Source organism: Kitasatospora sp. NPDC004531 (genome assembly GCF_053602195.1).
Genome location: NZ_JBSGDD010000076.1, coordinates 26073 through 36804, shown reverse-complemented (window position 1 = coordinate 36804; position 10732 = coordinate 26073). Strand labels below are relative to the sequence as shown.

The following is a 10732-nucleotide window of genomic DNA, read 5'->3' as shown; positions in this document are numbered from 1 at the left end:
GCCCGGCAGGGGGCGGGCCGCCGTACGCGGTCATTCGGCGGTGGTGCCTTCGTCCTCGTCGGCGGCGGCGCTCTCGTCGCCGCTGAGCAGCCGGGACAGCTGGCCGCCCAGGATGCGCTTGAACTTGCGCTGCTGGACCCGCTTGCGGTCGAGGACGGCGACCTCCAGCTGTTCGGGCGTCAGGGTGCGCGGGCTGCCGCCGTTGGGGTCGCGGGCCAGGCCGTCGACGGCGAGCTTGAGCGCCTCGGCGAGGCTCAGGCCGGCCCGGTGGCGCTGGCCGAGGTAGTTGCCGATGGAGTCGGCGTTGCCGCCGACCACGACGGCGTTCTTCTCGTCCACCACCGAGCCGTCGGGGGTGAGCCGGTAGATCTGGTCGTCGGCGTCGGTGCGGCCGACCTCGGCGACGATCAGCTCGACCTCGTAGGGCTTCTCCCCGACCGAGGAGAAGATGGTGCCCAGGGTCTGGGCGTACACGTTGGCCAGGCCGCGGGCGGTGACGTCGGCCCGGTCGTAGGAGTAGCCGCGCAGGTCGGCGTAGCGCACGCCGCCGATCCGCAGGTTCTCGAACTCGTTGTAGCGGCCGACCGCGGCGAACGCGATCTTGTCGTAGATCTCGGAGACCTTGTGCAGGGCGCGGGAGGTGTTCTCCGCGACGAAGACGATGCCGTCGGCGTAGGTGAGCACGACCACGCTGCGTCCGCGCGCGATGCCCTTGCGGGCGTACTCCGCGCGGTCCGCCATGGCCTGCTGGGGCGAGACGTAGAACGGCGTGGACACCGCCGGTCTCCCTTCGGGTGGTTGAGGCGGACTCAGAGCAGCGGGGCCTGCGGGCCGTTGGGGTGCTCGCGCCGCTGGTCGGTGATGGAGACCGCGATCGCGGCGACCTCCTGCTCGTCGAGCCGGCGGAAGCCGTCCTCGGTGATCAGCGTGACGATCGGGAAGATCTTGCGGGCGAGGTCCGGGCCGCCGGTCGCCGAGTCGTCGTCGGCGGCGTCGTACAGCGCCTGGACGGTGAGGGTGGCGGCCTGTTCGGCGGTCATCCCCTCCCGGTAGAGCTTCTTCATGGCGCCGCGGGCGAACACCGAGCCGGAGCCGGTGGCGGCGAAGCCGGCCCGCTCCTCGGAGCGGCCGCCGGTGACGTCGTAGGTGAAGATCCGGCCGCGGCCGAGGTCGAGGTCGTAGCCGGCGAAGACCGGGACGACGGCGAGGCCCTGCATGGCCATCGCCAGGTTGGACCGGATCATGGTGGTGAGCCGGTTGGCCTTGCCCTCGAAGGAGAGCACGGTGCCCTCGATCTTCTCGTAGTGCTCCAGCTCCAGCTGGAACAGGCGCACCATCTCGATGGCCAGGCCGGCGGTGCCGGCGATGCCGACGGCGCTGTACTCGTCGGCTGGGAAGACCTTCTCCATGTCGCGCTGGGCGATGACGTTGCCCATGGTGGCCCGGCGGTCGCCGGCGAGCACCACGCCGCCCTCGAAGACCGCGGAGACGATGGTGGTGCCGTGCGGCGCCTCGACCGTCACGCCCTCCGGCAGCGTGCGCCGCCCCGGGAGCAGCTGCGGCGCGTGGCTGTCGAGGAAGTCCATGAACGAGGAGGAACCGGGGGTGAGGAAGGCAGCCGGTAGACGCCCGGTGCCACTGAGGTTGGCTTCCACACGTGTCCTTCCAGATCGAAGATCCAAAGTTGGAGTTGTGCCCCGGACCCTACCCGCTCCGGGGGCCGGATCCACGTTTTCGGTGGCGGGCCGAGAGAAGGCGAGGCCGCAGGCGCGCTCAGGGCACACCTGCGGCGCTCGCCGTGCTCTTTTCGGTCGGAAAGGGGTTCCCCCCTCTCACTCGCCGCCCTTCTGCACGAATCCGCGCACGAAATCCTCGGCGTTGGATTCCAGCACCTCGTCGATTTCGTCCAGGACCGCGTCGACGTCGTCGCTGAGCTTTTCCTGACGCTCCTTGAGGTCGTCCGAGGCCTGGGTTTCCGCGGCCTGCTCCTCGACCTCCTCGGAGGAACGGCTGGCCCGCTGCTGGCCGCCCCCGGTGTCCTTCTCCGCCATTTTCCTCACCCCGCTCGCTCGGTGTTCCCGTACAACGCTCGTTGCTCACCTGAATGATTCCCCGTACGGGAATGTTCACCCGTGGTGATCGAAAAGTTACCCGCCGGAGAGGACCCGCACCAGATCCTCGGCGGTGCGGCACCGGTCGAGCAGTTCCTTGACGTGGGCCTTGGTGCCGCGCAGCGGCTCCATGGTGGGCACCCGCTGGAGGCTGTCGTGCCCGGGCAGGTCGAAGATGACGGAATCCCAGGACGCGGCGGCCACGTGGTCGGCGTACTGCTCCAGGCAGCGGCCGCGGAAGTAGGCGCGGGTGTCCTCGGGCGGCTGGGAGACGGCGCGCAGCACCTCGTCCTCGGTGAGCAGGCGCTCCATCCGGCCGCGCGCCTCCAGGCGGTTGTACAGGCCCTTGTCGGGGCGGACGTCGCTGTACTGGAGGTCGACCAGCTGGAGCCGGGGGCTCTCCCAGGTCAGGGCGTCCCGCAGGCGGTAGCCCTCCAGGATCTCCTTCTTGGCGACCCAGTCGAGCTGCCGGGACAGGCTCATCGGGTCGCGCTCCAGCCGGCCCAGCACGTCCTCCCAGCGGGCCAGCACGTCCATGGTCTGGTCGTCGGCGTCCTGCCCGAAGCGGTCCTCGACGTACTTGCGGGCCAGCTCGCAGTACTCCATCTGCAACTGGACGGCGGTGAGCTTGCGCCCGGAGCGCAGCGACACCAGGTGCTTCAGCTCCGGGTCGTGGGAGATCCGGTGCAGGGTGCGCACCGGCTGGTCGACGGCGAGGTCGACGTTGATGAAGCCGTCCTCGATCATCGACAGGACCAGTGCGGTGGTGCCGAGCTTGAGGTAGGTGGAGATCTCGGAGAGGTTGGCGTCGCCGATGATCACGTGCAGCCGCCGGTATTTCTCGGCGTCGGCGTGCGGCTCGTCGCGGGTGTTGATGATGGGGCGCTTGAGGGTGGTCTCCAGGCCGACCTCGACCTCGAAGTAGTCGGCGCGCTGGCTGATCTGGAAGCCGTGCCCGCCGCCCTCCTGCCCGATCCCGACCCGGCCGGCCCCGCACACCACCTGGCGGGAGACGAAGAACGGCGTGAGGTGGCGGACGATGTCGGCGAACGGGGTGGCCCGCTGCATCAGGTAGTTCTCGTGGGTGCCGTAGGAGGCGCCCTTGTTGTCGGTGTTGTTCTTGTAGAGCAGGATCCGCTGCCCGCCCGGCAGTTCCAGCGCGCGGGCGGCGGCCTCGGCCATGATCCGCTCGCCGGCCTTGTCCCAGAGCACCGCGTCGCGCGGGTTGGTCACCTCGGGCGAGGAGTACTCGGGGTGCGCGTGGTCGACGTAGAACCGGGCGCCGTTGGTGAGGATGACGTTGGCCAGGCCGATGTCCTCGTCGGTGAGCTGGCTGGCGTCCGCCACGTCCCGGGCGAGGTCGAAGCCCCGGGCGTCGCGCAGCGGATTCTCCTCCTCGAAGTCCCAGCGGGCGCGCCGCGCCCGGTGCATCGCCGCCGCGTACGCGTTGACGATCTGGGACGAGGTGAGCATGGCGTTGGCGTTGGGGTGGCCGGGCACGGAGATGCCGTACTCGGTCTCGATCCCCATCACGCGCCGTACGGTCATGCGGCCCTCCTGACCTGTCGGTACTGCCGGTGCAGACGCGCCGTCCGGTTGCGGAGCCGTGCCTGGCGCCGCAACCGGACGGGGTGGTGCGCGTGCTACAGGTACTGCCCCGTGTTGGCGACAGTGTCGATGGAGCGACCGGACTCGGCGCCCTGCTTGCCGGTGACGAGGGTGCGGATGAACACGATCCGCTCGCCCTTCTTGCCGGAGATGCGGGCCCAGTCGTCCGGGTTGGTGGTGTTGGGCAGGTCCTCGTTCTCCTTGAACTCGTCCACGCAGGCGGCGAGCAGGTGGGAGACCCGAAGGCCGCGCTGGCCGTGGTCGAGGAAGTCCTTGATCGCCATCTTCTTCGCCCGGTCGACGATGTTCTGGATCATCGCGCCGGAGTTGAAGTCCTTGAAGAACAGCACTTCCTTGTCACCGTTGGCGTAGGTGACCTCCAGGAACCGGTTCTCCTCGGTCTCGGAGTACATCCGCTCGACCACCGACTGGATCATCGCGGCGACGGTGGCGGGCACCGAGCCGTCGTGCTCCTTGACGTCGTCGGGGTGGAACGGCAGCGAGTCCTTGAGGTACTTGGAGAAGATGTCCTTGGCCGCCTCGGCGTCCGGCCGCTCGATCTTGATCTTGACGTCCAGCCGGCCGGGCCGCAGGATCGCCGGGTCGATCATGTCCTCGCGGTTGGAGGCGCCGATCACGATGACGTTCTCCAGGCCCTCCACGCCGTCGATCTCCGCCAGCAGCTGCGGGACGATGGTGTTCTCCACGTCCGAGCTGACGCCGGAGCCGCGGGTGCGGAACAGCGACTCCATCTCGTCGAAGAACACGATGACCGGCGTGCCCTCGCTCGCCTTCTCCCGGGCCCGCTGGAAGACCAGGCGGATCTGCCGCTCGGTCTCGCCCACGTACTTGTTGAGCAGCTCGGGGCCCTTGATGTTCAGGAAGTAGCTCTTGCCCTGCGGCCGGCCCGTCACCTCGGCGACCTTCTTGGCCAGCGAGTTGGCGACGGCCTTGGCGATCAGCGTCTTGCCGCAGCCGGGCGGGCCGTACAGCAGCACGCCCTTGGGCGGGCGCAGCTCGAACTCCTTGAACAGGTCGGCGTGCAGGTACGGCAGCTCCACCGCGTCCCGGATCTGCTCGATCTGGTTGGACAGGCCGCCGATCTGCCGGTAGTCGATGTCCGGGACCTCTTCGAGGACCAGTTCCTCGACCTCGGACTTCGGCACCACCTCGTACACGTAGCCGGAGCGCGGCTCCAGCAGCAGCGCGTCGCCCGCCCGCAGGGTGAGTTCGCGCATCGGCTCGGCCAGGCGCACCACCCGCTCCTCGTCGGTGTGCCCGACCACGAGCGCGCGGTCGCCGCCCTCCAGTAGCTCCTTGAGGGTGACGATCTCGCCGATCCGCTCGAACTCCATCGCCTCGACGACGTTCAGCGCCTCGTTGAGCATCACCTCCTGGCCGCGGCGCAGCTCCTCCAGCTCCACGCCGGGGCTGACGTTGACCCGGAGCTTGCGGCCGCCGGTGAAGATGTCGGCCGTGCCGTCCTCGTTCTTCTCGAGGAACACCCCGAAGCCGGCGGGCGGCTGGGCGAGCCGGTCCACCTCCTCCTTGAGGGCCACGATCTGGTCGCGGGCCTCGCGCAGGGTGGCGACGAGCCTCTCGTTCTGGGCGGTCACACCGGCCAGGTTGGTCTGCAGCTCGACGATCCGCTCCTCAAGCACCCTTGAGCTGCGCGGAGAATCGGCGAGCCGGCGCCGAAGCACAGCGATCTCCTGCTCGAGGTAGGAGACCTGCGCGGCCTCGTCGGACCCCCGTGCGGGCCTGCCGGCGCTGCGGTCGTAGTCGTCATCGTGGGCTGCCACGGTCCTCACCTCCTCCTGGGGGAGCTGGACGACCCAAACCTACCTGGGACCAGGGTCATGTAAACCCCTAGATCAGAAAGATGGATCGGGCGTGTCCGATGTTCGCCCTGCGCGCTTCCCCTCTGACAGAGGAGATGCCCACCCCTCAACGGTTCAAAGCAGCGCGGATGTATCGTGACAGGAATGTCCCCGAATGCGGGGCAACCGGAGCAGAAACGGCAGGGGCAATGGCGGGGACTGGCGAGGCACTCGAAGTCTGGATCGACCAGGATCTGTGCACCGGGGACGGGATCTGCGCACAGTACGCGCCCGAGGTCTTCGAACTCGACATCGACGGACTCGCCTATGTGAAGGGCGAGGACGACGAGTTGCGCCAGCAGCCCGGCGAGACGGTGCCCGTCCCGCTCACGCTGCTCCAGGACGTCGTGGACTCCGTGAAGGACTGCCCCGGCGACTGCATCCACGTCCGCCGGGCCGCCGACGGCGTCGAGGTGTACGGCCCCGACGCGGACTGACGGTCCGTCAGGCGGCGTGGGCGGGGGTGCGGGTCTCGGCCTTCGCCCACCCGCCGTTGGCCTTCGTCCACACCAACTCGACCTTGACGTCCGGCGAGTAGCGCGGCACCTCGTCCGAGGAGTAGCCGCGGGCGGCGCCCCGGATCGACCCGTCGCTGCGGATCGCCAGCTCGGTCAACGTGTACCCGTCCCGGTCGGACAGCAACTCGACCGGCCGGCCCGCGCCTTCGACCACGAACACCTGGTCCGGCGGCGTCCCCATGTCGGCCTGGCAGTGCGCGGCCAGCACCGCGAGCGGCTTCCCGCCCACCGCGGCCGACGCCTTCAGGCTCACCGCGACGGGGAACGGCCCGCACTCCATGGGCAGTTGGACCTTCGCCAGGTCGATCTCCGGCACCGGCACCGCCTCGGCCTGGTGGGACGTCGTCACCACCGCCCCGGTCGCCGACGTCGCCCCCAGCGCCCCACCGACGACCGCGGCACAGCCCGCCGCGACCAGCACCCAGTGCTTCAACCCCGCCTGCGCATGCACCACGAACTCCCCTTCCGGTGCCCGCATTTTCGCACAACGGGAAGCGGAGGCTCGATAGCGGGTGGGTGCGAAAACAGGGGCGCGGGGAACGGCGCGAGGGGGAACGCACCACCTCCGCAAGGTCGCGACGCAGGACAATGACCTGCACTTGATCGCGACCCAGCTGATGTGCGCTCCCTTCCCGCGCAGTTCCCCGCGCCCCAGACTGCCCTAGCTCAGGTCGCGACCGTCGTGCGCCGCAGCCTCCCGCTGCGCCTTGCGGACCGCGGCCCGCTCCGCGAGCGTGAGTTCGGGCTCGGCCGCGTCGTAGTCCTCGCCGTAGGCGCCCTTCGCGGGGCGGCGGCGGCGCAGCGGGGGCTCGACGCCGTCAGCGAGGCGGCGGGCGGTGAGCAGGAAGCCGGTGTGGCCGATCATGCGGTGGTCGGGGCGGACGGCGAGGCCTTCGAGGTGCCAGGTGCGGACCATGGTCTCCCAGGCCTGCGGCTCGGTGAAGGTGCCGTGCTCGCGCAGCGCCTCGACGGTGCGGGACATCTGCGTGGTGGTGGCCACGTAGCAGCAGATCAGGCCGCCGGGGACGAGCGCCTTGGAGGCGACGTCCAGGCACTCCCAGGGGGCGAGCATGTCGAGGATGACGCGGTCGACGTCGGTCTCGACCAGGTTGTCCTGGAGGTCGCCGACGGTGAGCTTCCACGCGGGGTGCGGGCCGCCGAAGTAGCGTTCGACGTTGCCGCGGGCGATGTCCGCGAAGTCCTCACGCCGTTCGTAGGAGGCGAGCATGCCGGTGTCGCCGACGGCGCGCAGCAGGTAGGTGGACAGGGCGCCGGATCCGACGCCCGCCTCCACCACCCTCGCGCCGGCGAAGATGTCGGCCATGGCCAGGATCTGCCCCGCGTCCTTGGGGTAGATCACGGCCGCGCCGCGGGGCATGGAGAGGACGTAGTCGGGGAGCAGGGGGCGCAGCGCGAGGTACGGGACGTTTCCCGTGGTGCGGACGACCGTGCCCTCGGGAGCGCCGATCAGCTCGTCGTGCGGGAACGCACCCTTGTGGGTGTGGAACTGGTTCCCGGCCTGGAGCGTGAACGTGTAGTGGCGGCCCTTGGGGTCGGTCAGCTGGACCTGGTCCCCGACCTGGAAGGGCCCGCGTCGGCGGGCGGCACCGGTCGGTTCGGACATGGGGGCCATCCTACGGGAGCCGGAGGGCTCCCCCGACCACATGATCGGTTCAGACGGTCGGGCGGCCGAGCAGCGCGGCGGTGAGGCGGCGTTCGAGGTCGGCGAGGGAGAGCACGCCGTAGACGGTGCCGTCGGCACGGACGACGAGGTATTCGGAGGCGGGGGCGCGGCGCAGGGTCTCCAGGATCTGTTCGCCGGCCAGGTCGACGGGGACGGTGTGGCCGGGTTCCAGGTCGCGGGCGACGGCGGAGACGGCGACCCAGGGGCGGCGGTGCTCGGGGACGTTGTGGACGGCGGATTCCTTGACCAGGGCGGTGGGTTCGCCGCGGCCGTCGACCACGACGAGCGCGCCGGCGCGGGCCTCGTGGGCGCGGCGGAGGGCTTCGCCGAGGGGGGTGTCGGCGGTGACGTCGATGCTGCGGCGGGCCAGGTCGCGGACCTTGAGGTCGGGCAGGATCTGCTTGAGGCGGGCGTTGCGCAGGGAGTTGCCGGCGCCCTGCCAGATGATGAAGCCGAGGATGGCGGCGAGGACGCCGTCGAGCATGGCCTCGCCGGTGGAGCGTTCGGCGTTCTGGGCGGCGCCGATGACGGGCAGGCCGAGGACGACGGCGACGGCGAGGGCGCGGCCGGTCCAGACGGCGGCCAGGGTGCCCTTCATGGGGTCGCCGGTGGCGGCCCAGACGACGGCGCGCAGCATCCGTCCGCCGTCCAGCGGGAGGCCGGGCAGCAGGTTGAAGACGGCGACGACCAGGTTGGAGATCATCAGCCCGGCCAGCAGGACGCCGGGGACGGTGGCGGCCTCGACGGCCTGGAAGCCGGCCCAGAAGGCGCCGGCCAGGGCCAGCGAGAGCAGCGGGCCGACCAGGGCGAGCCAGAACTCGCGCCAGGGCCGGTCGGCCTCCTTCTCGATCTCGGAGACGCCGCCGAGGAACTGGAGCTGGATGCGACGCACGCCGAGCTTGTAGCGCAGGCCGACCAGGGTGTGGGCGAGTTCGTGGATCAGCACCGAGCCGTAGAAGGCGACGGCGAAGGAGAAGGCGAGCAGGTAGCGGGCGCCGCCGAGGCCCGGCAGCACGTCGGCGAGCCGGCTGCCGAAGATCCAGGTGATCAGTGCGGCGACCAGGAACCAGGACGGCGTGACGTAGACGGGGACGCCGAACGGGCGGCCCATCAGGATGCCGCCGCGGGGCGCGTCGCCGCCCTCCGGCGAGTCCGGTGTCCCGGGTTCCCGCCCCTTGGTGTCGTTCACCGTGCTCCCTCCGCGAACCCTGTGGTCCCTCGTACGCTACGTGATCTCGCGCCCGCTGCCTCGGCGCACCCCTCTGTCCTGTGCCATACCCACCTCTTCGACCGAGGTGTCGGTGCGGTGCAATAGGGTCGGGGCATGCAGCAGACCGACCCCACGCCCACTGCCCGTCCGGCGGCCGCGCCGACCGGGCTGTCGCCGTCCCGGGCGGGTGACTTCATGACCTGCCCGTTGTTGTACCGGCTGCGGGTGATCGACCGGCTGCCGGAGCCGCCGAGTGCGGCGGCCACCCGGGGGACGCTGGTGCACGCGGTGCTGGAGCGGCTCTTCGACCATCCGCCGGCCGAGCGCACCCCCGAGCGGGCCCGGGGGTTGTTGGCCCCGCAGTGGGAGCGGTTGCTCGGGGAACGGCCGGAGCTGGCCGAACTGTTCCCGGAGGAGCCGGAGCGGCTGGCGGGCTGGCTGGGCGACGCCGAGAAGCTGGTGGAGAAGTGGTTCCGGCTGGAGGACCCGACCCGGCTGCACCCGGTGGAGCGGGAGCTGTACGTGGAGACCGCGCTGGCCTCGGGCCTGCTGCTGCGCGGCTACATCGACCGGGTGGACGTCGCGCCGTCCGGCGAGGTGCGGCTGGTGGACTACAAGACCGGCCGGGCGCCCTCGCGGGACTTCGAGGGCAAGGCGATGTTCCAGATGAAGTTCTACGCGCTGGTGGTGTGGCGGTGGAAGGGCGTGGTCCCCAAGCGGCTGCAGCTGGTGTATCTCGGCGGCGGCGGCGACGTGGTGACGTACGACCCGGACGAGGCCGATCTGCTGGCCGTGGAGCGGAAGTTGGAGGCGCTGTGGGAGGCGATCTCGGCGGCGGTGGCCTCCGGTGAGTTCCCGGCCACCCGCAACCGGCTGTGCGACTGGTGCGACCACAAGTCCAGCTGTCCGGAGTTCGGCGGCACTCCCCCGCCGTATCCGCTGCCCCTGGCCACTTTGACCAATCCCCGCAAGGAGTCGTAGGTGACGATCCGTGTGCTGCTGGTGGACGACCAGCCGCTGCTCCGTACCGGTTTCCGGATGATCCTGGAGGCGGAGTCCGACCTGGTGGTGGTCGGCGAGGCGGGCGACGGGCAGCAGGCGCTGGACCAGGTCCGCGCGCTGCAGCCGGACGTGGTGCTGATGGACATCCGGATGCCGCGGATGGACGGCGTGGAGGCGACCCGCCGGATCGCCGGCCCGGACCGCAGCGGCCCGGCGAAGGTGCTGGTGCTGACCACCTTCGACCTGGACGAGTACGTAGTGGAGGCGCTGCGCGCGGGCGCCAGCGGCTTCCTGCTGAAGGACGTCCCGGCGGAGGAGCTGGTGCAGGCGATCCGGGTGGTGGCGGACGGCGCGGCGATGCTCGCCCCGTCGGTGACCCGTCGCCTGCTGGACATGTACGCCACCAAGCTGCCGTCCGGCGACGAGGCGCCGCCGCAGGCGCTGACGGTGCTGACGGAGCGCGAGGTGGAGGTGCTGCGGCTGGTGGCGCGCGGGCTGTCGAACGCGGAGATCGCGGCGGAGCTGTTCGTCTCGGAGACGACGGTGAAGACGCACGTCGGCCATGTGCTGACCAAGCTCCAGCTGCGCGACCGGGTGCAGGCGGCGGTGTACGCGTACGAGAGCGGTCTGGTGCGTCCCGGCGCGATGTGAGGCGCCGGAACGGCCTGCGGCCCGTCACCCCGGTGGGGTGGCGGGCCGCTGTACTGCCGGGAGAATCG

11 protein-coding genes are annotated in these 10732 nt (G+C 70.6%); 3 read left to right on the top strand and 8 right to left on the bottom strand.

Features of this window, described 5'->3' with window-relative positions:
* Positions 1 to 30: 30 nt before the first annotated feature.
* From prcA to arc, 5 genes are all read right to left on the bottom strand, one after another.
* Complete coding sequence (gene prcA / locus ACWEMJ_RS25755) at positions 31 to 777, bottom strand: proteasome subunit alpha (RefSeq protein ID WP_452139495.1); 747 nt, start codon at positions 775 to 777, stop codon at positions 31 to 33.
* 32 nt (positions 778 to 809) lie between these two features.
* Positions 810 to 1655 carry a proteasome subunit beta gene (prcB, locus tag ACWEMJ_RS25750; RefSeq protein WP_452139494.1) on the bottom strand — a complete coding sequence of 282 codons (846 nt, stop codon included), beginning with the start codon at positions 1653 to 1655 and terminating at the stop codon, positions 810 to 812.
* A gap of 177 nt (positions 1656 to 1832) precedes the next feature.
* Positions 1833 to 2051 (bottom strand): ubiquitin-like protein Pup, encoded by a 219-nt coding sequence (locus tag ACWEMJ_RS25745; RefSeq protein ID WP_035868822.1) that lies wholly within the window; start codon positions 2049 to 2051, stop codon positions 1833 to 1835.
* Between the two features lie 96 nt (positions 2052 to 2147).
* Positions 2148 to 3659 carry a depupylase/deamidase Dop gene (gene dop / locus ACWEMJ_RS25740; protein ID WP_452139493.1) on the bottom strand — a complete coding sequence of 504 codons (1512 nt, stop codon included), beginning with the start codon at positions 3657 to 3659 and terminating at the stop codon, positions 2148 to 2150.
* Positions 3660 to 3754: 95 nt separating this feature from the next.
* Positions 3755 to 5521, bottom strand: coding sequence for a proteasome ATPase (arc, locus tag ACWEMJ_RS25735; protein WP_452139492.1), 1767 nt, complete (start codon positions 5519 to 5521; stop codon positions 3755 to 3757).
* Positions 5522 to 5748: 227 nt separating this feature from the next.
* On the opposite strand from arc, the gene ACWEMJ_RS25730 reads away from it, so the two are divergent.
* Positions 5749 to 6036 carry a ferredoxin gene (locus ACWEMJ_RS25730; RefSeq protein ID WP_285737743.1) on the top strand — a complete coding sequence of 96 codons (288 nt, stop codon included), beginning with the start codon at positions 5749 to 5751 and terminating at the stop codon, positions 6034 to 6036.
* Positions 6037 to 6043: 7 nt separating this feature from the next.
* Here the strand turns inward: ACWEMJ_RS25730 and ACWEMJ_RS25725 are convergent, their stop codons facing one another.
* The 3 genes from ACWEMJ_RS25725 to ACWEMJ_RS25715 form a co-directional block, all read right to left on the bottom strand.
* A complete protein-coding gene (locus ACWEMJ_RS25725; RefSeq protein WP_452139491.1) occupies positions 6044 to 6571 on the bottom strand; it encodes a hypothetical protein in 528 nt (175 codons plus the stop codon).
* A gap of 207 nt (positions 6572 to 6778) precedes the next feature.
* Positions 6779 to 7741: a tRNA (adenine-N1)-methyltransferase gene (locus tag ACWEMJ_RS25720; protein ID WP_452139490.1), complete on the bottom strand. Its 963-nt coding sequence runs from the start codon at positions 7739 to 7741 to the stop codon at positions 6779 to 6781.
* A 49-nt stretch (positions 7742 to 7790) separates the two neighbouring features.
* On the bottom strand, positions 7791 to 8990 hold the full coding sequence (locus ACWEMJ_RS25715) for a site-2 protease family protein (protein WP_452139489.1): 1200 nt from the start codon (positions 8988 to 8990) through the stop codon (positions 7791 to 7793).
* 135 nt (positions 8991 to 9125) lie between these two features.
* Here ACWEMJ_RS25715 and ACWEMJ_RS25710 point away from each other — a divergent pair, with 135 nt between their 5' ends.
* Both ACWEMJ_RS25710 and ACWEMJ_RS25705 read left to right on the top strand, forming a co-directional pair.
* A complete protein-coding gene (locus tag ACWEMJ_RS25710; protein WP_452139488.1) occupies positions 9126 to 9992 on the top strand; it encodes a RecB family exonuclease in 867 nt (288 codons plus the stop codon).
* Positions 9993 to 10664 carry a response regulator gene (locus ACWEMJ_RS25705; RefSeq protein WP_043911498.1) on the top strand — a complete coding sequence of 224 codons (672 nt, stop codon included), beginning with the start codon at positions 9993 to 9995 and terminating at the stop codon, positions 10662 to 10664. It abuts the gene before it with no gap.
* The last annotated feature ends 68 nt before the right edge of the window (positions 10665 to 10732 follow it).

Coding starts and splice junctions, on each gene's coding strand:
- ACWEMJ_RS25745 (WP_035868822.1), bottom strand. CDS start 2,051: ATGGCGGAGAAGGACACCGGGGGCGGCCAGCAGCGGGCCAGCCGTTCC.
- ACWEMJ_RS25710 (WP_452139488.1), top strand. CDS start 9,126: ATGCAGCAGACCGACCCCACGCCCACTGCCCGTCCGGCGGCCGCGCCG.
- ACWEMJ_RS25720 (WP_452139490.1), bottom strand. CDS start 7,741: ATGTCCGAACCGACCGGTGCCGCCCGCCGACGCGGGCCCTTCCAGGTC.
- dop (WP_452139493.1), bottom strand. CDS start 3,659: ATGACCGTACGGCGCGTGATGGGGATCGAGACCGAGTACGGCATCTCC.
- ACWEMJ_RS25730 (WP_285737743.1), top strand. CDS start 5,749: ATGGCGGGGACTGGCGAGGCACTCGAAGTCTGGATCGACCAGGATCTG.